This window comes from Puniceibacterium antarcticum, assembly GCF_002760615.1.
Classification (GTDB): domain Bacteria; phylum Pseudomonadota; class Alphaproteobacteria; order Rhodobacterales; family Rhodobacteraceae; genus Puniceibacterium; species Puniceibacterium antarcticum.
Genome location: NZ_AWWI01000179.1, coordinates 17,322 through 43,503 on the forward strand (window position 1 = coordinate 17,322; position 26,182 = coordinate 43,503).

General features: G+C 59.0%; 24 protein-coding genes, 1 pseudogene and 1 riboswitch. Of the genes and pseudogenes, 9 read left to right on the plus strand and 16 right to left on the minus strand.

Annotated elements, in window-relative coordinates:
* Nucleotides 1-68: 68 nt before the first annotated feature.
* The 10 genes and pseudogenes from P775_RS29520 to P775_RS24985 all read right to left on the minus strand — a co-directional run bounded on the left by P775_RS29520 (nt 69) and on the right by P775_RS24985 (nt 12,859).
* Nucleotides 69-200 carry a hypothetical protein gene (locus tag P775_RS29520; RefSeq protein ID WP_281256125.1) on the minus strand — a complete coding sequence of 44 codons (132 nt, stop codon included), beginning with the start codon at nt 198-200 and terminating at the stop codon, nt 69-71.
* 230 nt (nt 201-430) lie between these two features.
* Nucleotides 431-3,145 (minus strand): methionine synthase, encoded by a 2,715-nt coding sequence (metH, locus tag P775_RS24945; protein ID WP_099913522.1) that lies wholly within the window; start codon nt 3,143-3,145, stop codon nt 431-433.
* Nucleotides 3,142-4,188: a homocysteine S-methyltransferase family protein gene (locus P775_RS24950; RefSeq protein WP_099913523.1), complete on the minus strand. Its 1,047-nt coding sequence runs from the start codon at nt 4,186-4,188 to the stop codon at nt 3,142-3,144. Before P775_RS24950 ends, metH begins: the two co-directional genes overlap by 4 nt.
* A gap of 214 nt (nt 4,189-4,402) precedes the next feature.
* Nucleotides 4,403-5,374, minus strand: coding sequence for a class 1b ribonucleoside-diphosphate reductase subunit beta (gene nrdF, locus P775_RS24955; RefSeq protein WP_099913524.1), 972 nt, complete (start codon nt 5,372-5,374; stop codon nt 4,403-4,405).
* Nucleotides 5,375-5,383: 9 nt separating this feature from the next.
* Nucleotides 5,384-7,510: a class 1b ribonucleoside-diphosphate reductase subunit alpha gene (gene nrdE, locus P775_RS24960; RefSeq protein WP_099913525.1), complete on the minus strand. Its 2,127-nt coding sequence runs from the start codon at nt 7,508-7,510 to the stop codon at nt 5,384-5,386.
* Nucleotides 7,492-7,911: a class Ib ribonucleoside-diphosphate reductase assembly flavoprotein NrdI gene (nrdI, locus tag P775_RS24965; RefSeq protein WP_099913526.1), complete on the minus strand. Its 420-nt coding sequence runs from the start codon at nt 7,909-7,911 to the stop codon at nt 7,492-7,494. The genes nrdE and nrdI overlap by 19 nt, the downstream gene beginning before the upstream one ends.
* A gap of 3 nt (nt 7,912-7,914) precedes the next feature.
* Nucleotides 7,915-8,136, minus strand: a complete 222-nt coding sequence (nrdH, locus tag P775_RS24970; protein ID WP_099913527.1) for a glutaredoxin-like protein NrdH — start codon at nt 8,134-8,136, stop codon at nt 7,915-7,917.
* A gap of 103 nt (nt 8,137-8,239) precedes the next feature.
* A riboswitch (cobalamin riboswitch) is annotated at nt 8,240-8,430 on the minus strand.
* Nucleotides 8,431-8,661: 231 nt separating this feature from the next.
* Nucleotides 8,662-9,341 (minus strand): annotated as a pseudogene (locus P775_RS24975) (transposase); the annotation flags it as partial.
* 735 nt (nt 9,342-10,076) lie between these two features.
* The gene (locus P775_RS24980; protein WP_245875857.1) at nt 10,077-11,672 is read right to left on the minus strand and encodes a DHA2 family efflux MFS transporter permease subunit; all 1,596 of its coding nucleotides are present in this window, start codon (nt 11,670-11,672) and stop codon (nt 10,077-10,079) included.
* Nucleotides 11,673-11,677: 5 nt separating this feature from the next.
* On the minus strand, nt 11,678-12,859 hold the full coding sequence (locus P775_RS24985; protein ID WP_099913529.1) for an HlyD family secretion protein: 1,182 nt from the start codon (nt 12,857-12,859) through the stop codon (nt 11,678-11,680).
* A gap of 127 nt (nt 12,860-12,986) precedes the next feature.
* Between P775_RS24985 and P775_RS24990 the strand changes: the two genes are divergently transcribed.
* From P775_RS24990 to P775_RS25010, 5 genes are all read left to right on the plus strand, one after another.
* On the plus strand, nt 12,987-13,676 hold the full coding sequence (locus tag P775_RS24990; RefSeq protein WP_099913530.1) for a TetR/AcrR family transcriptional regulator: 690 nt from the start codon (nt 12,987-12,989) through the stop codon (nt 13,674-13,676).
* Nucleotides 13,677-13,863: 187 nt separating this feature from the next.
* On the plus strand, nt 13,864-14,217 hold the full coding sequence (locus P775_RS27780; RefSeq protein ID WP_143520999.1) for a hypothetical protein: 354 nt from the start codon (nt 13,864-13,866) through the stop codon (nt 14,215-14,217).
* 89 nt (nt 14,218-14,306) lie between these two features.
* Nucleotides 14,307-14,531: a DUF1775 domain-containing protein gene (locus P775_RS25000; RefSeq protein ID WP_143521000.1), complete on the plus strand. Its 225-nt coding sequence runs from the start codon at nt 14,307-14,309 to the stop codon at nt 14,529-14,531.
* The gene (locus tag P775_RS25005; protein WP_099913532.1) at nt 14,500-14,775 is read left to right on the plus strand and encodes a thioredoxin domain-containing protein; all 276 of its coding nucleotides are present in this window, start codon (nt 14,500-14,502) and stop codon (nt 14,773-14,775) included. The genes P775_RS25000 and P775_RS25005 overlap by 32 nt, the downstream gene beginning before the upstream one ends.
* A 75-nt stretch (nt 14,776-14,850) precedes the next feature.
* Complete coding sequence (locus P775_RS25010; RefSeq protein WP_099913533.1) at nt 14,851-16,209, plus strand: PepSY-associated TM helix domain-containing protein; 1,359 nt, start codon at nt 14,851-14,853, stop codon at nt 16,207-16,209.
* Nucleotides 16,210-16,888: 679 nt separating this feature from the next.
* Here the strand turns inward: P775_RS25010 and P775_RS25015 are convergent.
* From P775_RS25015 to P775_RS25035, 5 genes are read right to left on the minus strand one after another with little or no spacing between them, the layout of a single operon-like run.
* Complete coding sequence (locus P775_RS25015) at nt 16,889-18,358, minus strand: aldo/keto reductase (protein ID WP_099913534.1); 1,470 nt, start codon at nt 18,356-18,358, stop codon at nt 16,889-16,891.
* Nucleotides 18,351-19,334 carry a branched-chain amino acid ABC transporter permease gene (locus P775_RS25020; protein WP_099913535.1) on the minus strand — a complete coding sequence of 328 codons (984 nt, stop codon included), beginning with the start codon at nt 19,332-19,334 and terminating at the stop codon, nt 18,351-18,353. The genes P775_RS25015 and P775_RS25020 overlap by 8 nt, the downstream gene beginning before the upstream one ends.
* Entirely contained in the window at nt 19,331-20,245 is a 915-nt protein-coding gene (locus P775_RS25025) for a branched-chain amino acid ABC transporter permease (RefSeq protein WP_099913536.1), read from the minus strand. Before P775_RS25025 ends, P775_RS25020 begins: the two co-directional genes overlap by 4 nt.
* A complete protein-coding gene (locus P775_RS25030; protein WP_099913537.1) occupies nt 20,242-20,976 on the minus strand; it encodes an ABC transporter ATP-binding protein in 735 nt (244 codons plus the stop codon). Before P775_RS25030 ends, P775_RS25025 begins: the two co-directional genes overlap by 4 nt.
* Nucleotides 20,973-21,752, minus strand: a complete 780-nt coding sequence (locus P775_RS25035; protein ID WP_099913538.1) for an ABC transporter ATP-binding protein — start codon at nt 21,750-21,752, stop codon at nt 20,973-20,975. The genes P775_RS25030 and P775_RS25035 overlap by 4 nt, the downstream gene beginning before the upstream one ends.
* 132 nt (nt 21,753-21,884) lie before the next feature.
* Here P775_RS25035 and P775_RS25040 point away from each other — a divergent pair, with 132 nt between their 5' ends.
* From P775_RS25040 to P775_RS25055, 4 genes are all read left to right on the plus strand, one after another.
* On the plus strand, nt 21,885-22,601 hold the full coding sequence (locus P775_RS25040; protein ID WP_099913539.1) for a GntR family transcriptional regulator: 717 nt from the start codon (nt 21,885-21,887) through the stop codon (nt 22,599-22,601).
* On the plus strand, nt 22,594-22,938 hold the full coding sequence (locus P775_RS25045; RefSeq protein ID WP_099913540.1) for a TIGR04076 family protein: 345 nt from the start codon (nt 22,594-22,596) through the stop codon (nt 22,936-22,938). Before P775_RS25040 ends, P775_RS25045 begins: the two co-directional genes overlap by 8 nt.
* 1 nt (nt 22,939) lies before the next feature.
* Nucleotides 22,940-23,998 (plus strand): aldo/keto reductase, encoded by a 1,059-nt coding sequence (locus P775_RS25050; protein ID WP_099913541.1) that lies wholly within the window; start codon nt 22,940-22,942, stop codon nt 23,996-23,998.
* A gap of 64 nt (nt 23,999-24,062) precedes the next feature.
* The gene (locus P775_RS25055) at nt 24,063-25,319 is read left to right on the plus strand and encodes an ABC transporter substrate-binding protein (RefSeq protein ID WP_099913542.1); all 1,257 of its coding nucleotides are present in this window, start codon (nt 24,063-24,065) and stop codon (nt 25,317-25,319) included.
* 138 nt (nt 25,320-25,457) lie between these two features.
* Here the strand turns inward: P775_RS25055 and P775_RS25060 are convergent, their stop codons facing one another.
* On the minus strand, nt 25,458-25,694 hold the full coding sequence (locus tag P775_RS25060; protein WP_143521001.1) for a type 1 periplasmic-binding domain-containing protein: 237 nt from the start codon (nt 25,692-25,694) through the stop codon (nt 25,458-25,460).
* Nucleotides 25,695-26,182: the final 488 nt, after the last annotated feature.

The following is a 26,182-nucleotide window of genomic DNA, read 5'->3' on the forward strand; positions in this document are numbered from 1 at the left end:
GTTCTCGTTTTATAAATGGCAAATGAGTGTTCTCGGCGTGGTTTTGAGCCCCAAGCAAGGCGAATGATTTAGGCGAGGTGTTCAGTCCCGGCATTTTGCGGATCGAATTCTGTCTGGATCAGGTGCCGCAACATCAGATCATCACCCTGCTGCGAGGTCTGGCGCAGGATGAAGGGTGCGGGCTTTTGCAGGTGTTCCATGACCGCGGCCTGATCCGCCACACCGCTGATGAAGTGCGGCACTTGGAGCCGAAACGTGCCTTCGCTGTGCGATTTCCATCTTCATCGAGTCGCGATCAAGGCAGTCCAAGCGCATGCGATGGTGCAAAATCTTTGACATTCGATGCCTGACTCTTACATCTCACTATCAGCTGGAGACATCGCCGCACTTGAATTTTATGTGTTCTCGCCCTCACGTTGCTGCTGCTTCATTACGCCGCAGCAATTACGGTCAGCGGAGCGGGGATGTAGTTGAGGATTGGCGCAAGCCAGCGTTCGGCTTCCTGCATGTCCATATGTTTGCGGGCGGCATAGTCCGCGACTTGGTCTCGCTCGACCTTTGACACGCCAAAATAATAGCTGTCGGGATGCGCGATATACATGCCGGAGACAGAAGACCCGGGCCACATCGCCATGCTTTCAGTCAGCTCTACACCGGTTGCGGCTTCGGCGTCGAGAAGGCTGAACAGGGTTAGTTTTTCGGTGTGATCGGGCTGTGCTGGATATCCCGGGGCAGGTCGAATACCACGGTAAGGTTCTCCGACCAGTTCCGAAGGCGCATAAGTTTCATCCGTGGCATAAGCCCAGAGTTCGCGTCTTACGCGCTGATGCAGCATCTCGGCCATTGCTTCGGCGTAACGGTCGGCCAGCGCCTTGACGAGGATCGAGGAATACGTGTCATTCGCTTGATCAAAGCGCTCTGCAATCGATGCTTCTTCTGGTCCCGCTGTCACGACAAAGCCTCCGACCCAGTCATCGGTGCCAAGTGGGGCCACAAAATCTGACATGGCAACGTTCGGTCGTCCCGGGCGCTTGGCATGTTGCTGGCGAAGGGTGTGCAGGGTCGCGAGACTTGCGCTGCGGCTGTTGTCCGTGAAAAGCCGAATATCGTCGCCCTCTGCATTCGCAGGCCAGAATCCAACCACCGCACGCGGACCAAACCATTTTTCCGCGATGATCTGTTTCAGCATGGCTTGAGCATCGGCAAACAGCGCGCGGGCTGCTTCACCTTGCTTTTCGTCCTCAAGGATCTTCGGATAGACGCCTTTCAGCTCCCAGGTTCTGAAAAACGGGGTCCAGTCGATATATTCGGCAATCTCCGCCAGATCCCAATCGTCGATGATGCGCGTCCCGGTGAAGGATGGCTTGGCGACGGTATAATCAGTCCAGTCGATCTTGGTCGCATTGGCGCGGGCTTCGGCAAGTGGGACCCGTTTTTTTGCCCGCTCGGCCCGTTCGTGGCGTTCGATCACCTCAAGGTATTCGGCTTTGATTCCTTGGACATATGCGGATTTTTTATCGGCGCTGAGGAGCTGACTAACAACACCCACGGCGCGGCTAGCGTCGAGCACATAGATCGCTTGCCCTTGACTGTAACATGGTGCGATCTTGACCGCAGTATGCACCTTTGACGTTGTCGCCCCGCCAATGAGCAGCGGAATGTTGAACCCCTCCCGCTCCATCTCGGCGGCCAAATGGGCCATCTCGTCAAGGCTTGGCGTGATGAGGCCTGACAGTCCGATGACATCCACGTTTTCTTCGCGTGCAACCTGCAGGATCTTCTGTGGCGGAACCATCACGCCAAGGTCGATGATCTCGTAATTGTTGCAAGCAAGCACAACGCCGACAATGTTCTTGCCGATGTCATGTACATCACCCTTCACCGTAGCCATCAGCACTTTGCCCGCCGTCTCGCGCCCTTTACCGCCCGAAAGCCGCTTTTCTTCTTCCATATAGGGCAGCAGGATCGCGACCGCCTGTTTCATAACGCGCGCTGATTTTACCACCTGCGGTAGGAACATCTTGCCCGCACCGAACAGGTCGCCGACCACGTTCATCCCCGCCATGAGGGGGCCCTCGATCACATGAAGCGGCCTGACGGCCACCAGCCGCGCCTCTTCGGTGTCGGCTTCGATGAATTCCGTTATGCCATTGACCAGAGCATGTTCCAGGCGTTTTTCCACACTCCAGTCGCGCCATGCCAGATCACGCACTCTTTCCTCACGCGCGCCGCCACGGAACCGCTCTGCAATTTCCAGCATCCGCTCGGTCGCGTCTGGACGGCGGTTGAGGACGACATCTTCTGAGCGTTCTCGAAGTTCGGAATCGATCTGGTCATACACTGCTAGCTGTCCGGCGTTGACGATCCCCATGTCCATACCTGCCTGAATGGCATGATACAGAAAGACGGCATGCATCGCTTCGCGCACTGTTTCATTCCCGCGGAATGAGAAGGACAGGTTCGACACCCCTCCGGAGACATGCGCATAGGGCAGGTTCTCCCGGATCCAGCGCGTGGCTTCGATGAAATCGACACCGTAATTGTTATGCTCTTCGATTCCGGTCGCGACGGCAAAAACGTTGGGATCAAAGATGATATCCTCGGGTGGAAATCCGACCTCATCCACCAGAATGCGATAGGCGCGGGCGCATATTTCGGTTTTGCGGGCGCATGTATCGGCCTGACCTGCCTCATCAAACGCCATGACGACCACCGCCGCCCCGTAGGCAAGACACAGACGGGCGTGATGCCGAAAGGCGTCCTCGCCCTCTTTCATGCTGATTGAATTGACGATGGATTTTCCCTGCACGCATTGCAGGCCCGCTTCGATCACTTCCCATTTGGAACTGTCGATCATCACGGGAACGCGTGCAATATCGGGCTCCGATGCGATAAGGTTCAAAAACTCGACCATCGCGGCCTTTGAATCGATCAAGCCCTCGTCCATGTTGATGTCGATGATTTGCGCGCCGTTTTCCACTTGATCGCGCGCCACATCCAGAGCGGCAGCATAATCGCGGTTGGTGATCAGCTTACGAAATTTGGCCGAGCCAGTCACGTTGGTGCGTTCACCCACATTCACGAACGGAATGTCGGGTGTCAGTACGAAGGGTTCCAGTCCCGAAAGACGCAGATAACGGTTCATGCTGCCACCTTGTCGCGGAACTGGCGCGGTGCATATGGTGCGACGGCAGCGGCAATTGCCGCAATATGGTCGGGTGTTGTCCCGCAGCAGCCGCCAACCACATTCACCAGACCTTCGGCGGCAAATTTGGCGATCTGCCCGGCAGTGTCGTCCGGCCCCTCATCATACTGCCCAAAGGCATTGGGCAGACCGGCATTCGGATAGGCGCAGATTAGGGTATCGGCCACGGTCGCAAGTTCAGCTATATGCGGGCGCATCGCGGCAGCCCCCAGTGCGCAGTTCAGCCCAACGGTGAAGGGGCGTGCATGGCTGACGGAATGCCAGAAGGCTGTCGGCGTCTGCCCAGAAAGCGTGCGTCCGGAGGCATCGGTGATGGTGCCAGAGATCATCAGCGGCAATTGTGCGCCCCGATCATGGAATGCTTCGAAGCACGCGAAAATCGCTGCCTTGGCGTTCAGAGTGTCGAAAATCGTCTCGATCAGGATCAGATCGGCCCCCCCCTCGATCAGCCCGCGCACCTGCTGACCATAAGCGATGCGCAGATCGTCGAAGGTGACAGCGCGATATCCCGGATCGTTTACATCCGGGCTCAGAGAGGCGGTGCGATTTGTGGGACCCACCGCACCGGCCACAAAGCGCCTTTTGCCGTCGATTGCAGTCGCCCGATCCATGGCACGCCGCGCGATCCGCGCACCCTCTGCGTTCAGATCGTGAACGGCATTTTCCATACCATAATCGGCCTGTGCAATTGTGGTTGCGGAAAATGTATTGGTCTCAACGATGTCTGCTCCCGCCACCGCGAAGTTGAAGTGGATTTCTTCAACTGCCTCGGGCTGTGTGAGGATCAGAAGGTCGTTATTGCCTTTCTGAGGATGATCCGAGTGGTGACGACATTTTTGAGTGGCCCCATGGCCTGAATAATCCTCTTCCGCCAGCCCAAGGGCTTGTATCTGTGTGCCCATTGCGCCGTCCATAATGAGAATGCGCTCTTTGGCCAAGGCTGCAAGATGCTTTGAATGATCAAGGTTGGTGTGCTGTGTCATGACATCCCCATAGCGCAGAGTCTGGCGATATGAAAATTCATAATACGCTCAATGATTATGAATCTCTCGCATGTTGCAGGACCAAACAGATCTTGACTTGCATCCCGCCCGACGCGTTTACCAAACACTCTCAGGAGCTGACGAAACGTGTCGTTCGGGATGACTTTGAGCGTTTTGAAACCGCTGGGAGAGGGCGGTTCGAGGTGTCTACGACTCAGAAATCCCAGTCTTCGTCTTCTGTCGCGATGGTCTTGCCAATGACATAAGAAGACCCTGATCCCGAAAAGAAATCGTGGTTTTCGCTGTCCGGCGACAGGGCCGCCAGGATAGCCGGGTTGACCTCGCAGGCGGCGGGGGGGAAAAGCGCCTCGTATCCTAGGTTCTGCAACGCCTTGTTTGCGTTGTAGTGAAGGAAGGCTTTAACGTCCTCGGTCATGCCAATGCCGTCATAGAGTTCGGCGGCATAAAGCGATTCTATCTCATAGAGTTCAAACATCAGCGAAAAGGCAAAGTCCTTGAGCGCTGCGCGCTCTGCTTCGGGCAGCTTTTCAGCCGCACGCTGGAATTTGTAGCCAATGTAATAGCCATGTACAGCCTCGTCGCGGATGATAAGGCGGATGAGGTCGGCGGTGTTGGTCAGCTTGGCGCGGCTTGACCAGTGCATCGGCAGATAGAAGCCGGAATAGAACAGGAAGCTTTCCAGAAACACGCTGGCGATCTTGCGTTTCAGCGGATCGGCACCGGCCGCGTATTCTTCAAGGATCAGCCGCGCCTTGGCCTGGAGATACTGATTTTCTTCGGACCAGCGGAACGCATCGTCCACCTCGCGTGTCGAACAAAGAGTCGAAAATATCGACGAATAGCTGCGCGCATGAACCGCCTCCATAAAGGCGATATTGGTCAGAACGGCCTCTTCGTGCGGGGTCTGGGCGTCAGGCATCAGCGCAGGCGCGCCAACAGTGTTCTGGATCGTGTCCAGCAGAGTGAGACCTGTGAAAACGCGGATCGTAAGCGTGCGTTCCTCGGGCGTCAGCGTGGCCCAGCTTTGGACATCGTTGGACAGCGGTACCTTTTCGGGCAACCAGAAGTTGACCGTCAGGCGGTTCCAGACCTCAAGATCCTTGTCGTCCTGCAGTCGGTTCCAGTTGATCGCGCGAGGGATGGCCTGTGCGGCAAAGTCTTTCATCGGGATACCTCAGAGTGTGCAGGATACGCAGCCTTGAACCTCGGTCCCCTCAAGGGCAGTCTGGCGCAGGCGGATGTAATAGATGGTCTTGATGCCCTTTTTCCAAGCGTAGATCTGGGCACGGTTGATGTCGCGCGTTGTGGCTTCGGCGGGAAAGAACAGCGTCAGGGACAGGCCCTGATCCACATGCTCGGTCGCTGCGGCATAGGTGTCGATAATCGCGTCCGGCCCGATTTCATAAGCATCACGGTAGAATTCGAGGTTGTCGTTCGACATGAACGGCGCCGGATAATAGACACGGCCGATCTTGCCCTCTTTGCGGATCTCAATCTTGGATACGATGGGGTGGATCGAGGAAGTCGCGTTGTTGATATAGCTGATTGACCCAGTTGGCGGCACCGCCTGAAGGTTGCGGTTGTAAAGCCCATGCTCCATCACAGCAGCCCTGAGCGCCGCCCAATCGTCGCGCGTGGGCAATGCCATGCCATTGAACAGCGTTTTGACCTGATCAAGCTCGGGAAGCCAGTCGCGCGTGGTGTAACGGTCGAAAAAGCTGCCATCTGCGTAGGTCGAGGTCTCAAAGCCCACAAAGCTCTTGCCATGTTCCCGCGCCAGAAGGTTGGACGCGCGGATCGCGTGATAGGCGATAGCAGCGAAATAAATACTGGTGAATTCGATGCCTTCGGCGCTACCGTAGTGGATGCGTTCGCGCGCCAGATACCCGTGCAGGTTCATCTGGCCAAGGCCGATAGCATGACTTTCGTCATTGCCGCGCCGCACGGACGGTACCGAGTCGATAGCAGACATTTCGGAAACGGCGGTCAGCACGCGGATTGCGGTTTCGACAGTCGCGCCGAAATCCGGCCCGTCCATGGTTTTGGCGATGTTCAGCGATCCGAGGTTGCACGAAATATCCGTGCCAAGGTGGTCGTAACCGAGGTGGTCATGAAAGGTCGACGCCTCGTTCACCTGCAGGATTTCTGAACAGAGGTTCGACATCGAAATTCGCCCCGCCACAGGGTTGGCGCGGTTCACCGTATCCTCGAACATGATGTAGGGATAACCGGATTCGAATTGGATTTCCGCAATGGTCTGAAAGAATGTACGTGCGTTGATCTTTTTCTTCCGGATGCGCTTGTCGTCCACCATCTCGGCGTATTTCTCGGTGATCGAGATTTCCGAGAACGGAACGCCATAAACTTTGGCCACATCATGCGGCGAGAACAGGTACATGTCCTCGTCCTTTTTGGCGAGCTCGAAGGTGATGTCGGGAATCACCACACCCAGGCTCAGCGTCTTGATGCGGATCTTTTCATCCGCATTTTCGCGCTTGGTATCCAAGAAACGTAGAATGTCGGGATGGTGCGCGTTCAGATAAACGGCCCCGGCTCCCTGACGCGCACCAAGCTGATTGGCATAGGAAAAGGAATCTTCAAGCAATTTCATCACCGGAATGACACCAGAGGACTGATTTTCGATTCCCTTGATGGGCGCGCCGGATTCACGGATGTTTGTCAGCATCAGGGCAACACCACCACCGCGCTTGGACAACTGCAGCGACGAATTGATGGCGCGACCGATGGACTCCATATTGTCCTCGATCCGCAGCAGGAAGCACGAAATCAACTCGCCACGGCTCTGCTTGCCCGCGTTGAGGAACGTCGGTGTTGCAGGCTGGAAGCGGCCCGACAGCATTTCCTCCATAAAGCGCATCGCAAGGGTCTGATCACCTCGTGCGAGGGTCAGCGCGACCATGACGACGCGGTCTTCGTAACGTTCGAGGTAGCGCTGCCCGTCGCGTGTTTTCAGCGTATAGGAGGTGTAGTATTTGAACGCGCCCAGAAAGGTCGGGAAACGGAACTTGCGCGCAAAGGCGTCGGCCCAGATCGCGTGCAAAAACTCACGTGGGTAGGCATCGAGAACAGCCGCCTCGTAATAGCCTTCATCGACAAGGTAACCGAGCTTTTCATCCAGAGAGTGGAAGAACACAGTGTTCTGGTTCACATGTTGCAGGAAATATTGACGCGCGGCCATCCGGTCGGCGTCAAACCGGATACGTCCTTCATTGTCGTAAAGGTTCAGCATCGCATTCAGAGCGTGGTAATCCAGCCCAGCATTCACACCATTGTCGAGCATTCGGCCCCCCAGAATTGTTCCAGCCCGGCACGAATGCGGGCAATATCGGTTTGTGTTCCGGCCAGCTCGAAACGCGTGAGCACCGGAACCTTGCATTTTTTGGCGATTAAATCGCCCGACAGCGCGAAAGTCGCGCCGAAATTACGATTGCCCGCGCCGATCACACCCCGAAGCAGGGCGCGTCGAGACGGATCATTCAGAAAACGTATGACTTGCTTTGGCACGGCTCCGCGCCCCTCACCGTCGGCATAGGTCGGACAGATCAGCACATAAGGCACATTGATGGGCGGCAAAGGATCGGCTGGGCGGATCGGGATACGGCTCGCCCCTAGCCCAAGCGCCGCCACAAAACGTGCGGTATTACCTGAGCCCGAGGAATAGTAGACTAGCCCGTTTGTCATACGTCAGACCAGTTGACCGATCATGTCTGGCCGGAAGCCCGCCCAATGCGAATCGCCGGCAACCACGACCGGCGCTTGACGATAGCCCAGATCGGCGACGGTTTGCATGGCCCCCGCGTCCTGAGTCAGATCGACAAGCTCATAGGCGATCCCGCGCATGTCTAGCGCACGAGTGGTGGCGGTGCATTGTACGCAAGCCGGTTTCGAATAGACAGTGATGGTCATGCCCTTGTCCCTTTTGTATTGCAGCGCAGGTAGCAGGGGCGTGAAGGTCCTGACCCGGATCGGGCCATGCCGGACAACACGTTCCCCGGACCCTCCGCCCGTGTTCGTCATATCAGCCTTGGCAGGTCTCCTGACTTGCGACTCTAACGTTTTGACCTTCCTTCCCGACGCGCGCGTCAGTGGTTCATCGGCCAGAACTCGCCACTTACAGTTGCGGGGGCAGCGCCGGATTTTCACCGGCTTCCCTCTTAGCCTGCGACTCTCGCCACAGGAACCAAAGAAACCACATATTGCGTCACTCAAGCACATAATGTCAACATAGAGTTATGAGATTCTATCGCCGACACTTGATTCGTCTCATTCCAATCATGACGGGCAACAAGTAAAAACCAGAACGCAAGCGCCGCCAACAGCTGAGGTGACTGCCGCGCAGAGACGCTTTCACGAATTAAAAGTGTTTTCAGAACTGCTTCAAGCTCGCTCCGAGCGGAAGCTGACTTTGGTTGCGGAAACGAATGCGGCTGATCGCCCCATTCGATCCTTGCCACCCTTGGAATGCTGGCGTGACACAAGGCCAAGCCAAGCCGCGAAATCCCGACCACAGCAGAAGTGCGCCATCTTCGGTGCAAAAGCCTCATCGGCCAGTTCTTTCAGCGAACCGACACCTAGCATGCTTTGCAGGCGTCTCGACGTTTCTGACTCTTTTGCGACGTCCTTCAGGGTCTTAATCCAAGCGTCGATCCACTTCACTTTGACAATCCTCAGTGGAAATACGTGGCCGTATTCGTATAGAATTGCCCGCAGCGCATTCACCAACGCGGTGCGCTGGTGGACCACGCGTTCACGGCTGCGCAACAGCACTGCCCGCGCCTGCAGATCTCCGCTCTTAGGGGAGACGAACCGCATCTCGGGGCGCTGCACCGCAAAGACAACTGCCTCAGCATAAGCAGCATCGTTTTTCTGCCTTTTAACAAACGGTTTGCCATACTGTACCGCGATCAGTCTGGCCTTATGGCCAAGCTTCTCAATCTCCCGCGCGCAGTAGCTTGCGCTGCCGCAGGCTTCGAACACTACGACGCAGGCCGACTGGTCCGCCATGAAACGACGGAACTGCTCTCGCGTCAGTTTTTTGCGGAATTTGACATGTCCCGCCATAGACGCCCCGTGAGCTGGAAAAAGCGCTTTGCCAAGTGCACTCCAATCATTGTATCCTTCGTCTCGCCGTCCTTTCCGTTTCTGTCGCGCTAAACACCACGACCTTGGCACGTTGCGATGCCGTCTGCGGAGGGGGAAAACCATCCCATCTTGTAGCTCATCAACGGTAGGGGCATCGCTGCCAACGATAGCCAGCCCCAGTCAAAATCAACCCAAACCAGACACACTTAATGTCACACCACCGCCAGCGACGTCTTCACGTTCAACATATATTCGATTGTGCGTCTTTTGCGCAGCCCTAACTCCGTATGGGCCATCTTTGTGTCCCGGTGCCCTCCGACAAGGTAGGGGATTTGCCGCAACCCAATTTTGAAAGAGCGCATGTGCATCAAGATATGGTATAATAAAGATTATGTTTAAAATGGGTCTCTGAGAGCATTTGAGAGCATTGTTGTGCAAAAGTCCAAGGAGAAGCTATCTGGTGAGTCCAGTGTGGTAGCTGGGCAGATTTCATTGCTGCTTCCGCAAATCGCGCAACCAGATAGTTCATGCCGTGTCTAGCCGAAGACACGGCAAGCGAGTGTAATCTTCGTCACTGATTACATGCAATAAGCATGCGCACCAGCTACGCCCGAGCCGGGGCGATAATTCCAAAATCAGTCTGATGACCTCAAATGCCATTTATCAATTGCGCCGGCTAACTGTCTTGTCACATGGAGTGTGTCTGGTTTGGTTGATTTTGACTGGAGCTGGCCATAGTTTTCACACACCCTCTCCGCCAAGCATCAATGTCCGGCCTCTGCCGGACCCTTCCCGGCGGGGCGCATTAGAAGGGCGCCTAGGGCGAGGCTTGCGAAGATCACCGTGATGATCATGAATACGTCTATAAAGGACATCACTGTCGCCTGCCCATGCACGCGCGCCGCCATCTGCGCCAGTGCACCTTTTTCGCCGTCAAGCCCGCGCGCGCTTAGGTTGCTGGCCATCAGGTCAAGCTGGCGCACGGCCTCCGGGTTGGTCCAGGATATAGACTCGGACAAGCGCTCGTAATGCAGCGCGCCACGGTCGGTCAGCAGCGTGTTGATCACGGCAAGCCCCATGGCCCCGCCAAGGTTGCGCGTCAGGTTATAAAGCCCCGAGGCGCCCTTCATCTTGTCCTTCGGCAGTGTGCCAAGGGCGAGGTTGTTGATCGGCACCATACACAGCATCAGCGACAGACCGCGCAGGATCTGCGGCACCAGCAGTTCCTGAAAATCCCAATCGGCGGTCAGGCCGGTCAGCATCCAAGTGGACGTCGCAAAGCCCATGAACCCGATCAGCAGCATCAACCGCAGGTCGATCTTTGACGACAGTATCCCGGCAATCGGCGCGCTTGCGAACATGGCAAGGCCCGAGACGAACACTGTCTCGCCGATCATCAGGCTGTCATAGCCGCGAACGGAGCCGAGGTAGAGTGGGTAAAGATAGGTCAGCCCGTAAAGCCCCACGCCCATCACAAACGAAAAAAGCGATCCGACGGCAAAGTTGACATCCGCAAAGGCCGACATGTCTACAATCGGTTCCTCCCGGGTGAAGGCACGCCAGAATGTGACGATACCGCCCACCACCATGATCACCGCCATGATGGCCACCGCGTGATCGGCCATCCAGTCGTTTGACGGCCCTTCCTCAAGCACAAACTCCATCCCGCCAAGGAATGCCGCCATGGCCAGCAGGCCCCACCAGTCGAACCGGTCGAACAGCTTCCAGTTGGGGCGGTCGAAATCAATCAGGCTCCAGGCGCCCAGGGCCACACAAATGCCGGGAATCACGTTGACCAGAAACAGCCAGTGCCAGGACATCGCATGGCTGAGGTAGCCACCGACGGTCGGCCCGACAGTGGGGGCGAGCGTCGCGATCAGCCCGATGATGGGCGAGACGATGTTGCGTTTCGACGGTGGAAAAATGGTGAAGGCCGCCGCAAAGACCGAGGGGATCATGCCGCCGCCCAGAAACCCTTGCAGCGCGCGCCAGAGGATCATCTCGCTTATCGAGCCCGAAGTGGCGCACATGAAGGAGGCCGCCGTGAAGCCAGCCGCCGACATGGTGAACAAAAGCCGCGTCGACATCATCCGCGCGAGGAACCCGGACAGCGGGATCATGATGACCTCAGCGATCAGGTATGAAGTCTGAACCCAGCTGATTTCATCCGGTGATGCCCCAAGACCGGCCTGAATGTCAGGCAGGGAGGCCGAGACGATCTGGATGTCGAGGATCGCCATGAACATGCCCACGACCATCACCATAAATGCGGCGATGCGGCGCGGCGTCAGCTCTGTGTCATCCGTTTGCGACGATGCGGGGGATGGGACGGAGCGGTTGGTTGCGGCTGCAATGGCCACCGGCCCTACTCCGACGCGGTCGCAGCCGTCGCGGTGCCGGGGATCGGCGTCGTGCGGGTGTCGATGGAGATCTCTGTGGACAGCCCGGCGCGCAGCTGGCCGGTGACCAAGGCGGCCTCTGGCAGAGAGATGCGGACGGGAACGCGCTGAATGATCTTGGTGAAATTGCCGGTGGCGTTGTCGGCGGGCAGGAGCGAAAACACCGCGCCAGTTGCGGGCGCGATCGAAGCGACATGCCCCTCGAAGGTCTGGTCGGGAATCGCATCAAAGGTCATCTCGACCGAGGCGCCGGGACCGACGCCCGCCATCTGCGTTTCCTTCAGGTTGGCCTCGACATAAAGGCTGCCATCGGGGATCAGCGCGGCCAAACGGGCGCCCGGCGCCACCATATCCCCGACCTGAAGCGTCATGTTCGCAACGATACCATCCGCCGGTGCCCGCAGCACGGTCAGATCCAGATCGCGGCGGGCCTGATCGACAGCGATTTCCAGTTCGCGGCGCTGGCCTTCGGATTCGGCGCGCTGTGCCTGCAGCACGGCGACCTGCGCCTCTGCGCTGGAAATTGCGGCTTCGGCGCTGGCAACACCGGCGCGTGCCACGTCAAGATCTTCGGTTGCGGTGTCGAGCGCGGCCTGACTTGTCACTTTTTGCGACGCTAGGCGCTGCGTGCGTTCGGCATTTGTTTCTGCGTTGCGCAGCTGCGCCTGTGACATATCCCGCGCAGCTTCGGACTGGGTCACGCCGGCACGCGCGGCAGCGATCTGCGCGTCGATCCGTGACAATGTTTCCCCCGCCGTTTCGAACCGGCTTTGCGCTATCGCCAGAGCATTGAGATAGTCGCCGTTGTCCAGCCTTACCAGAACATCCCCCCCATGGACGTGGCCGTTCGATTCCACATTTACCGCGGCGACATATCCCTGCACCCGGCTGCTGACCAGCGTCACGTCAGAGCTCACGTAGGCGTCATCCGTGGTTTCCATGAAGCGCCCAGTCGCCCAATAGTGTTGACCCTGCCATCCCGCAACACACAGAACGACAATCGCGATCAGACCGAGGATGAGTTTCTTGCGCCTGCCCTTGCGGGGTGCTTCGACTGCCTGAGCGGTCACGTCAGTGGCAGGAGCGGAACTTTCCGCAGGCCCGCCCTTGGCGGTCGGCTCGGGTGTCATCCGTTCGTATCTGGACATGTTATCCGGTCTCCTGCGACTGATCGAACCGCTCGGTTCGATGGCGACATAATGCCATCACAGGCAAGGTTCAAGACTTTATCGAACCGGTCGGTTCGATTACATGACTGAAGTGAGAGGAGTCACCATGATGATCAAAGATGGCCTTAAAGCCGCCGAGGCAAGATGCACCGCCCGACACGCTGCCGGTTCCGATCCGGCAAAGCGCGGCCAGATCCTTGCCGGGGCAAAACGCATCTTCATGGAGCGTGGCTTTGACGCAGCATCGGTCAACGACATCTGCCGGGCGGCGGGTGTGTCCAAAAGCACTCTTTATATATACTTCGACGGCAAGGAGGATCTTTTTGAGACGATGATCGAGGAAGAGCGTGATCGGCGTTTCGAGACGGTCACCGGGATTCTCACAACTGACGCGCCGCCGGCAGAGGTGCTGCTGCGCTATGGCTGTGCGGTCGCCTCTATTGTCTGTTCGGACGATGTCGTGCGCGCGCAGCGCATAATCATCGGAATATCTGAACGCATGCCAGAGCTTGGCGCGCGCTTCTTCGAGGGGGGCTCGCAGCGGGCAAAAACCGATCTGACCGTCTTTCTTCAGCGCCAGGTTTGCGAGGGACGACTTGAAGTTTCGGATATTCCCCTCGCCGCCGCCCAGTTCCTCGAACTGTCAATGACTTCTCTTTGGAGGCCGCGGCTCTTTGGTCAACGGCGCGTCGCGCCCAGCCCCAAGGAGATAGAAACCGTAGTCACCAGCGCTGTCACGATGTTCATGGCCGCCTATAAGATTGCAACAAAGCCAGGGGCAAGCCAGGCAGCATAACAGTTGTAAGCTGGTGGCACAAAATACTTCATACCCCGGTCCGCCCCATTATGCTTTGGAGAACAGCACCTACTTGAAACCCCCTCCACGGGGAGACGACAGGGGCACAGCCCCGTTTCCAGAAAATATTGCCTCCTGCGGCATCCGCTCTCTTCCCCTTTCTGAATGGATAAGGCAGTCAGCAACCATGGTCCATGGTTTTCGCCGGATGATGTTTGCGTTCTGCACCGCGCTTATGCTCTCGGTGCTCAGCGTCGTGTCCGCCCATCATATGGCGCCGGACCGCGACGATGCGGCCCGTGTCGAGGCGTTCCATGCCATGGGAATGCTCGCGGAATATCTCTGCGGTCTGGGCGAATCCGCACACGATCATCGCTGTCCCTTCTGCCACAAGCTGCCAGTAGCCCCGCGGATCACGGCCCCCGACCAGCCGCAGCGGATCGTGCAGGTCGTGGTTCAAAATTCCAGCCATGATCTTGTTCTAGGACCGCAGCTCCTCTCGGCCCACGTCTCTGTGCGCGCGCCACCGCGCGCCGTCTGATCCCGACATTGTCTAGCGCGCCGTTTCATCGGCGCACTTCCGTCTTGCGGCGCACAGAACAGGTGCGTCCGGATCTCTCTGGAGACAAAATGAAATATCTGAACACAACGATGATAGCCCTTTTTGAGCTTGGAATCCTCGTCAGTACGGCCCAGGCCCAGCCAACCATTGAACAGGCAAAGGCGGCCGTCGGTGCCACAACCAAGATCACCCTGCGCGACCCGCATCGCTGTGAGGGTGAGGCGAGAAATGACGTCAGGATCGATATTCCCGAGGGATTTTATGCGCACAAACCGATGCCAAAGCCGGGATGATGCGCAGAAGGTGCCGCTGAAGGACAGCGGCTATGCAATCAACCACTCGGCCAATGTGCTGCTTTTCGACAGGCGCGGGCGCTTTGATCCGCAGATCAGCTATAGGGAAGATTTTGACCGCGCGATGGGCAAGATCCGCCAGCTGTTCGCGGGTAGCAGTCAGCTACAACGCATTTTGGTGTGTAAACGCAGCCTTGGTCAGCGTGCTGAACCCAGTGCGCGGATCAATCGCAGCGCGCCCTGAGGCCTGTTCAGACCATTCTGCCGTTCCGGAGTGTCCCGGAGCGGCCAATCAAATTCCTCAAAGGAACATAGGGACATGACCCCCACATCCAAACGCACTTCGGGTGATTGCGCGCTCTATCGCGCCGTCTGGCGCTGGCACTTCATCGCAGGGCTGATTATCCTGCCCTTCCTTCTGACCCTCGCCGTGACCGGTGCTATCTATCTGTTCAAGGACGAATTCAACACCGTCGCCTATGCCAATCTGCGCATGGTCGAACCCACGGGGGACACGACACTTGCCCCTTCACAGATCACGGCGGCCGCGCTGGACAGCCACCCCGGCACACTGAAGGCCTATACGCCAGCGGCGGCACCGGACCGGGCGGCCGAGGTCAAGATCCTCGGAGAGGAAGGGCTGAAGGATACGGTTTTTGTGAACCCCTACTCTGGCGCCGTTCTGGGCAGTCAGTGGGATGTCGGCGTATCCGGCAGCCCGGCGATGTATGTTGTGCGCAAGCTGCATTCGCTGGAATATGTCGGCTGGCTGGGCAACCGGCTGATCGAGGCTTCGGCGGGCTGGATGGTGCTGCTGGTCGGCACCGGCGTCTACCTCTGGTGGCCGCGCGGCAAAAAAGTTGGGCTCACCTCGATCAAGGCAACACGCGGTCGGCCCTGGTGGCGCGATCTACATGCGGTAACGGGGATCTATACTGGTGTTTTCATCGTGTTCCTCGCCATGACAGGCCTGCCGTGGTCCTCGGTCTGGGGGGGCAAGTTCTACGATCTGTCCTACGCTGCCGGACTGGGCATGCCCGATGGCTATTGGTCAAAGACGCCGACATCAGCCGTGCCTGTGGGCGATGTGCTCGACCGCACCCCCTGGATCATGGAAAAGCAGCCGATGCCAGTGTCTGGCGCATCCGGCGGTGTTCCCGCCAGTCTCGACCAGGTGGTGGCAACAGTAGAACAGCGCGGCATTGCGCAAGGTTATGCGCTGAACATGCCGGGCGGCCCAGAGGGTGTCTTTACCGCATCGGTCTACCCCGATGATATCACGCAAGAGCGGGTCATTCACCTGGACCAGTATACCGGCGAGGTGCTTTATGATGCGGATCTTTCAGATCTCGGCGCGCTTGGCTGGGCGGCGGAATGGGGGATCAGCATCCATATGGGGCAGGCTTGGGGGCTGGCGAACCAGATCGTGCTGCTGCTGGCCTGCGCAGCGATGGTGATGCTTGCCGTCTCAGCCGCGGTCATGTGGTGGAAACGCCGCCCGGTCGGCGGGATCGGTGTTCCGAAGATGCCAACTGACTGGCGTATTCCACGCACCGTTTTGGGCATTGCCGTGGCCGCTGGGGTCGTCTTCCCACTGGTAGGCCTGTCGATGCTGGTCATCATTGTGGTTGAGGTGCTGCTGCATCTCATAGCAGGGCGCCGCGCACCGATCGCCTGACAAGGCAAGGGGCGTCCGACGCGGATCGGGCGCCCTAGAACCTGCCCGTTGACGGTCAGACGGGCCATTTTTTCACTCACGATCAAGTACGACAATTGGGCGCGGACCGTCGCCCTGACCTCGGGCAAGTATGACCGGCAATACATCAGAATAGTTGGGGTCATCATCCCAGAGCGGCCCGCGCCATGGCGGCAGCATAGGCCAATTGTACCGCCAGATTGCAGGGCGTCCCGAATGAACGGTTCGACACTGGTCCATCTTGCGTCGAATGCAGCGTCGCGAACAGCATGATCCTTGATCTGCAGATGCACCAAGGCTGCCTCGGTCGGATCAAAAGCTAGGCCGGGCAAACGATCGTGACCCTCGGAGCACTGGTTGGAGCCGCTATCCGCGTCAGAACACTCGTTTCGAGTTTCAAGAGGCGTCTTTGCGGATCATGGCTTCCCGCCTTTGACCTCAAACACACTCATCGCTTTTAGCGTTGGTGCAAAAGCCTACAGGCGGCGACCAAGCCGTCAGCTCAAGGCGGGGCACATTACAGCGTTTCGGGTTAAACTTGGATCGGATATGCGCTGTCTCTCTCTTTGGTCGAACGCGCAATCTGATGCCCGTTGTCTTAGGTTAAACCCTGAACGCTTTATGTGGATTCCCTTCACGCCGCGGCTTTGATCCGATCGCTTTACAAAACGCAGGTAGGCAGCATGGCTTCGGCCTCGATCTCAACCCGGTAAGGGCCGATCAAACGGGCGACCTGCAGCAGTGTATTCGCGGGGCAGACGTCTGAAAAGAACCGGCCATGGGCGATGGACACGGCTTCGACGTCGTCTGCATCCGTCAGATAGACTCGGGTGCGCACGACATGTTCCGGCCCCGCCCCATGGGCGCGAAGCGCCGCCACGATCTTGTCGAGGATGAAGGTGGTTTGTGCTCCTGCGTTTCCTGGCGCGACGGCGTGATCCTGCATATGGGTCGCGGTTGTGCCCGATACGAGGATGCGGCCCCCGACCTTCAGCGCGCGGCAGTAGCCTGCAATCGGTTCCCAGCGCGAGCCGCTAAAAACACGCGCGCGGTCCGGCAGCGTGGCGTCGGGCACCGCAGGATGCATTGGCGCAATTGCGTTGAGGTGATGGGACAAATCCCCCGAAGCGGTCAGAAACGGCGGCTTGCGATATTCATCGCCGCAATCGCCCGGCACGGGCATCATCAGCGCAAACGCAGCTTCCAATTCTGCATGGTCTGCGGCATCGAGCGTAAAGCTGAAGACATTCAGATTGTCGGCCCGATGTTCTGCCTCAGTTATGCGCGCGCCGATGATCGTCGCGGCAACCGAGGGCGTGTCCAATACCCAGCGGCTGGCGACGTTCGACAGCGACACGCCGTGTTTTGCCGCAATCTGGTGGGCGGCGCTTAACAGATCCTGAAAGACGGCCCAGCCACCGGCCGCATCGATAAAGCGCTTGTATTTCATCCGGCTCCAGTCCGCGATCTCGACCGGTTCGGGTTTGCCAAGCCAGCGTTCCGAGATGAAGCCACCGCAAAGTGTGCCGTAGGCCAGCAGTCGGACGCCAGAGCGTTTGCAGAGGGATGTCAGTGCCCCTGCGGCGCGGCGGTCGACAATGGAAAAACTGACCTGGTTAGAGACGATTTCGATCCCCTCTGCCAGCGCCAGTTCCAAATGCGCCGCGTCAAAGTTGGTAACGCCAATGGCGCCGATCAGCCCCTCGGCCCTCAGCTTTTCGAGCTCCTGCAGCGCATCGAGCCAGCGCGGATCTTCGAAGCTCCACCAATGGAACTGCAGAAGATCCACCCTTTCGGTGCGCAGCCGGGCCAACCGGTCCTGAACGCCAGCCCGCACGACCGCTGCCGTCATCGGGCCAGGTTCGGGGCACCACTTGGTAAAGGCGCGCACGGCCTCGTATCCGGCGCGCGACGTCAGCTCACCAGTGATCACTTCGGCAGAACCGTAATGGTCGGCCATATCGAACGTATCAAAACCCGCATCTGCATAGGCCGCCAGCCGGTCAGCCGCTGCAACCGGGTCCAGCGTCGTGCCGTCCTTTTCAAGGTCGGCCACCTGCCAGAGTCCGCAGACAAGACGCGAGATCGACAGCCCGGGGGCGAGGTCGGTACGGGTGGGAATGTCAGTCATGGGTGTTTTGTCCTTCGGAAGGTGTGGAGGTGGCTTTGGGCTGGCGGCGCAGGGTGCCTGCCTCGCCCAGAATGCCGCGCGGGCGCAGCAGCAGAACCGCGCAAAGTGATACGCCGATCAGCACGATTTGCAGCGATGCGGCCCGCGCCTGCTGATCCGCCGGGAAAACCGACGATACCACGCTGCCAGACAGCGCCCAGATCGCCCAGACCAGCACCGCACCCAGCACCGCACCGCGCATATTGCCGGATCCGCCGATGATCAACATGGCCCACACCTGAAAGGTCAGCGTGGGCAGATAATTTTCAGGTGCGATAAAGCCGATGAAATGTCCTTGCGCAGCACCGCCCAGCCCCATGACGCACCCGCCGATGGCAAAGGCTTGCAGGCGATAGCTCACCGGGTTTTTCCCCAGAGCGCGAGCCGCTGTTTCATCCTCGCGCAGCGCGCGCAACACACGCCCCCAAGGCGAGCGGACAAGATGCTGAAGGGCGGCGTAGCAGGCCAGCACAAGCACAACCATCACCGCAAGATTGGCAAAGGCAAACAGGTTGGCGCGGTCGGACAGGTCGGCAAAGGGCCGGGGAATAAAGCTTATGCCGAAGGGACCGCCTGTCAGAGCTTCGAGATTCAGCAGCGCCAGTTGAATCACAACGGCAGCGCCAAAGGTCGCGATGGCAAGATAATCCGACCGCAGACGCAGGGTCAGCGCGCCCAGCAAGAGGCACAGGAACCCGGCGCCAAGGCCACCTCCGATCCAGCCTACCACGATTGGCAGGTCGAACCCGCCAAGACGTCCGTCGCTAAAAGGAGTGGTCAGAATGGCCGAGACATAGGCCCCCACGGCCACAAAGCCCGCAATACCGACGTTGAACAACCCCGTTTGCCCCCATTGCAGGTTCAGCCCCAGTGCGATGACCGCATAGGTCAGCGCCATGGTCAGAAAGAAGGCTCCATAGGACAGAATTTCGATCATGCCATGGCCTTTCCAAAGATACCCTGGGGACGCAGCAACAGTACGGCTACGAGGATGACAAATGATACTGCAGCGCGCCATTCCGCGCCGATAAACTGCACTGTGAATGCCTCTGCGAGTCCAACGAAAAGACCCGCGAGCATGGCGCCCGGCACCGATCCGATTCCGCCGAGGATTGCCGCTGCAAACAGCGGCAACAGAAGATCCAGACCCATGGTCGGGCGGATCTGCACGATTACGCCGGACATGATCCCGCCGACCGCCGCCAGCGCCGCACCGAGGATCCAGACCATCCGGATCACGGCGCGGGTGTCGATGCCGACCAGCGCAGCAAGCTGCGGATCTTCGGACACCGCGCGCATGGATCGGCCCGACGCACTGCGCGTCAGCAACAGATGAACAAGAACCACAAGCACGGCGCCCAGACCCAGCACCAGCAACTGGTCGGGCGTGGCGCGCAGGCCGGGCAGGATCTGTTTGGAAATCTGCAGGGCGTTGGTAAAATAGGCCGGGCTGGAGGTATAGATGAACTCCAGCAGGTTGCGCAGCGCCAGCGCTGCCCCAAAGGACGCCATGACAAGGATAATCGTCACCGCTCCTGACGCGCGCAAACGCCCGAACAGCAGCCAGTCCACGGCAAGCGCCAGTACAGAGGTCAGCACTACCGATCCAACAAGGGCGATGGGGACTGACCAGCCAAAGGAAAACGGTCCGATGGGGGTGGCAAGCGCGGGCAGCAGCGCACCCAGCAGGCCGCTGAGTGTGAGAGCTATATAGGCGCCCCAGCTCAGCATCTCGCCGTGGGCGAAATTGGCGAAGCGCAGAATTGCATAGGTCAGAGTCACGCCGATGGCACCAAGGCCGATGATCGCGCCGTTGACCAGTCCGTCCATGATCGGTTGCAACATCATTGCGCGCCCTCCTGCGCCCTGCCACCAAGATAAAGCTGCGCAACCACAGGGTCATCGGCAAGATCCGCCGAGGGCGCGTCATGCGCCACGCGCCCTTCCACCAGAATGACACCGCGGCTCGCGATGCTCAGACCGGCGCGCACGTTCTGTTCTACCAAGAGGACCGTGATGCCGCTTGCGTTGATGGCCTTGAGCCGTGCAAAGACGTCGGCGACCATAAGCGGCGACAACCCGGCTGACGGCTCGTCCAGGATCAGCACTTCGGGTTCGACGATCAGCGCCCGGGCGACAGCCAGCATCTGGCGCTGGCCACCGGACAAAGCGCCCGCGCGGGTGCCGGGGCGGCTGGCAAGGTCGGGAAAAGTGTCCATCATCGCGGCGATGCGTCCGGCCCGAGTAGCCTTGGGCAGGATCTGGGCGGCCAGTTGCAGGTTCTCACGGATGGTCATCTGGGCAAAGATGTTTTCGGTCTGCGGCACAAAGGCCAGACCGTGTCGCAGGCGCAAATGCGCAGGCAGGTCGGAAATCTCTTCACCGCGCAGCTTCACACTGCCGCCGTGGATCGGGACCAGACCGGCGATCGTCTTGACCAATGTCGATTTTCCCGCGCCGTTCGGCCCCAGCAGAACCACGAATTCGCCTGCGTCAACTTTCAGATCCACGCCTTTTAGGATAGACATGTCCGGCTGATAGCCCGCCGACAGGGCGCGCACGCGCAGGATATCGCTCATGCAGCATCCCCCAGATAGGCCCGCACCACGGCGGGGTCCCGGATCACATCGGCAGGGGCGCCCTGCGCCAGTTCTCGGCCAAGGGCCATGACCACGACGCGCGAACAGAGCCGCGTAATCATCTCCATATTGTGCTCGATCAGCAGGATGGACACGCCGCGCGCGTTCAGCTCCACAACCCGTTCCATGATCTGCTCCAGAAGTGTCGGGTTCACGCCGGCGGCAGGTTCGTCCAACAGGACCACCTTCGGGTCAGCCATCAGGATGCGGGCAAGTTCGAGCAGTTTGCGTTGTCCGCCCGACAGCACGCTGGCGGGCTGCTCGATCAGGTGGGACAAAAGCAGAAAATCGATCAGGTGGCGCGCTTTTTCCGTGGCCCTCGCCTCGTCCTTACGGGACTGGGCGGGTCGAAAGAACGCGCTCATGACCTTTTCGCCCGATTGGTCCTGCGCACCGCACAGAACATTTTCCAGCACCGTCATTTGCGGAAACGGGCGCGGGATCTGAAAGGTGCGGCCTAGACCGCGCGACAGCCGCCGTTCCGCGCCCTCGCCGGTCACATCCTGCCCCATCACCTCAATCCGCCCGGAATCGGGTGCAAGGGAGCCTGCAAGCATGTTGAACATCGTTGTCTTGCCTGCACCGTTAGGCCCGATCAAACCTAAAAGCTCTCCGCGACCCAGCGACAAAGACATGTCGCCGACCGCCTGAATGCCCTGAAAACTTCGGCTCAATCCCCGGGCGGCAAGCACGGGGCCTTCCCTGTGTGCAGTCATCGCGATGTCCCTGTGCACGGTCGGATCGTAGTTCGTCCGACTCTTTGTATCTTTGATCAAAGATATTGACATCGCAATACGATGCAAGCACAAAAGCTAAGAGATCACGTGGTTGCCGAAAGCGAGGGCTAGATGAACGATCTGAAGTCAGACGCGCTGAGCGTACCCGGCCTGGGCCGCGTTGGGCGTTCGTCACTTCAGCAAAGAGTATATGAGGCGTTAACCAATTCGCTGATCCACGGAGCCTTTTCGGCGGGACAGGTGCTGCGGATGCAATCGCTTGCCGATACGCTGGATGTGTCGATCATGCCGGTAAGAGAGGCCCTTGCACGTCTGGTCTCGGAACAAGCGCTGGAAGTTATGGGAAACCGTTCTACCCGTGTGCCTCTTCTGAGCGAGGCGCGGCTTCATGACCTTGCAAAGGTGCGCTGTTTGATTGAGGGCGAGCTGGTGCGTCAGGCCGTACCGAACCTGACAGACAAGACACTTGCGCTTCTGCGCCAACAAACCGAAGCATGCGAAGCTGCTTTTGCCCGCTTGGACGAGGAGCATGCGAGCGAAACCTCGGTACTGAACCACGAATTCCACTTTACCATCTACCGCTCTGCAAGTTCAGCGGTGCTCTTACCCATCGTACGCAGCCTGTGGATGCAGTCCGGCCCCTGTGTGCGTGCATCTGCGATCATTTATGGCCGAAATCCTTCGCTAACAGCCGTTCACCACCACTGGGCCCTGATCGAGGCGCTGGAAGCGCGTGACACTGATGCTGCGGTCGCGGCCCTGCGATCCGACATCACCCAGTCCTTTGATCTGATCCGCGCGCAAATGAACGAGGATGCCAATGGCTGAAGAGAGTTTCGAATTGTGGGATCTGCGGGTCGAGGTGACGGCCCCCGAAGGCGGCGCGATCTATTGCAACGCTACACCCGGCGACTGGTTCGAGCTGCGTGGCGAAATGCTGTATCTGCCCCCGGATCAGGGATTTTCGATCTATTCGCTGGCTTCCGTCCTGCCCTTGCTGGCAGCCAAGCAGCGCGACACACATCCCAACGACTGGATGAGCACCGATGCCGAGGTCGCCTGCCCGGACCCCAATTGCACGACCCGCTTGCGGATCACGCGCACGCAGAAGCGGCGGTTCAACCATTCCGAAACAACCGCCGTTGCGCTGCCGAAAGAGGACTGACATGACATATCCGCCCCGCTTTACCCTAGCCCCCGGCTATGACATTTCGCGCGTCGTGCGAGGGGGCTGGCAACTGGCCGGCGGGCATGGTGCTATTGATCAGAGCGCCGCAATCGAGGATCTGATCGCCTCGGCAGAGTCTGGCATCACCACCTTCGACTGCGCCGACATCTATACCGGCGTGGAAGAGATCATGGGCGCCTTTCGGGCGGAATACGGCAGGCGTCATGGTGCGCAGGCGCTGTCCCGGATCCGCGTCCACACCAAATGCGTGCCCGACCTTGAAAAGCTGCCGGTTCTGACACGGCCCATGCTGCAAGAAACAATCGACAGATCCTGCAAAAGGCTGGGGCTCGAGCAGCTGGACCTCGTGCAGTTTCACTGGTGGGATTACACTCAGGGCGATTGGCTGCAAGCGGCGCAATGGCTGAAGGAGTTTCGCACCGAGGGCCGGATCGGCCTGCTGAGCGGGACAAATTTCGACACTGACCATGTCGAGACGATATTCGACGCCGGGATCGCGCTGACCAGCCTGCAGGTGCAATATTCCCTTCTGGACAGCCGCCCGGAAAAGCGGATGGCCGCTGCTGCCACACGCAACGACATGTATTTCCTGTGCTACGGCACAGTTGCCGGCGGCTTCCTGTCCGATCTCTGGCTCGGCCAGCCCGACCCAATGGGCGAAATGGAAAACCGCTCGCTGACCAAATACCGCCTGATCATCGAGGATTTCGGCGGCTGGGATCTGTTCCAGACCTTGCTGTCGACCCTGCGCGACATCGCTGATGCCCACGGCTGTGATGTGGCGACAGTCGCCTCTGCGGCCATCCTGACCCGGCCGCGTGTGGCGGGCGTGATCGTGGGCGCTCGCAACCGCGCCCATCTGGACGCCAATCTGAAGGTGGGCGCACTTGCGCTTGGCACGGATGACATGGCCCGCATCGACGCCGTGCTCGCACGTGCGGCCCCGCTTGAGGGTGACGTCTATAGCCTTGAACGTGACCGCCATGGTCGCCACGGGGCCATCATGAAATACAATCTCAACACAGAAGAGGCCTAAGCCTCCGCCCCCATCTGCCCTCATGCCCGAACAAAACAGGGCAATCCCCAACAGGAGTACCGGAATGAAAAAAGCACTATACCTCTCGGCGGCCTGCGTCGCCTTTGCCACGCCCACATTCGCCTGCGAGGTCGAGGTGGGTATGGTCATGGAACTGACCGGCCCTGCGGGCGTCTACGGCCAGGCCGGCGCCAAGGCCGTAGATATGGCCTTTCGCGACATGAACACGGCAGGCGGCGTGCTGGGATGCGACATCGTATCGGATGTACGCGACAGCCAAAGCCAGGGCAACGTGGCCGTCGATCAGGCCACGCAGCTTGTGAACATCGGCAAGGTGCCGGTTTTGATCGGCGGCATCATCTCATCAGTCACGATCCCGATCCTGACTTCGGTCACTGGCCCCGCCAAGGTAGTGCAGGTCTCGCCTGCCTCCTCCTCCCCCACCCTCACCCAGCTGGGTGAAGAGGGCAAAACCGGCGGCTACTTCTTTCGCACCATCACGTCGGATGCGCTGCAAGGCACCGCATCGGCTCAGTATGCGATGGATCAGGGTCTGAAGAAGCTGGCGATCATTCACGTCAACAACGACTTTGGCGTGAACATGATGCGCGAGTTTTCCAAGACCTACGAAGCGCTGGGGGGCGAGATCACGTCGGTCACTGCCTATAACGAAAAGCAATCCAGCTATTCATCAGAGGCCACCGCCGCGCTCAGCGGAGAGCCAGAGGCGCTCTATCTGATTTCCTATCCCGTGGATGGGGCGACGATTGCGCGCGCCTGGATTTCCAGCGGCGGGCCGCAGAGTTTTCTGCTGAATGACGGCATGAACTCGGAGGATTTCATCACCGCCGTCGGCGCGCAATACCTCAACGGCGCTTACGGGACCTCTTCGGGCACGTCTGAAACCGCCTCAACAACCTACTTTTATGACACGTTCGAAGAGTTCTCGGGTGGGATCGCCCCAGATGCGCCCGCCGCCGACCGGTCTTATGATGCTGGGGCCATTGTCGCGCTCGCGATTGCGCAGGCAGGCGAGGCCACTTCTGATAAGATCCGTGATGCCATTCCGGCCGTCACCGGAACCGAAGGCGAGCCGATCTACGCCGGTCCCGAAGAGTTCAAGAAAGCGCTCGACCTGATCTCAAAAGGTGAAAAAATCCGCTACGAAGGCGTGATTGGCCCCGTGGCATTTGACGCGAACGGCGACATTACCGGTCCGTTCCGTCTGTGGAAAATCACCGATGGCACGGTCGAGACTGTCAGCACGATGAGCGCAGAAGAGGTCGCGACCATCAAAGCGGCAGCTGGCGCGCCGAACTGACGCAACACGCGACAGTTAAATGAACTCAATGACTTCAGCGCTCAGGAGCTTATCTTGAGCGCTGAATAAATGAGAACCCCCTGCCCCGGCGTAAGATTTTGATCCCGGAATTGGCAGGTATTTTCCAAAGGTCCATTGTCACACCGATGAAGCGCGGAGAATTATTTCCGTTACCCGGGAGGTGACAATTCGGGGCGAGGGTCTTCCTTCGCTCTGATCAAGCAGGCAAGTCGACGCCGCAGTGGAAACGGCTTCGAGATGCAGATTGATCGCCGTGAGCGGCGGCGTTTCCGAAGGGGTATGCAGACCATCATAGCGGGTGACCACGCCGACGACGCCTGCCACGCAGCGCGACGGGTTTTGCAGCGCCGCCATCGCACCAGTCGTCAAATCATCTGGCGGAACCCAAAGCCCGTCGATCTCAGAAACAGCTGCAAGATGCACGTTGGGGACAGATCACCGCGACGCCCACACCCTGGGTTTCATGCACCCGCAACGCGACAGGTTCCATCCCGGGCCGGGCTGTGCAAGCACGGTAGCGCTCTTCAAAAACCTCGGAATACCGGCGCGCACTTGCACCAATCAGCAACAAAATTTGATGCGATCCTGCATTCACCAGATCCTCGATTAACAAATCCGCCGTGGCACCTTATTGCAGATCGACACGGCCTGAAATCTGAACATGGGCCTCGCCGATTGCCACGCCGGGGATCAAACGTGCCGCAAGCAGGGACAGAAACGGATCGTTTCAGGCTGGTTTGACCAGCAAAGCACCGCTGTTTGTCAACGTAGTTGTCCGCCGATTTCATGCGGCGTCTCTGATTTCAGGGGCGCTGGTTTCGGTTTCTGGGTTAAGCCAGACG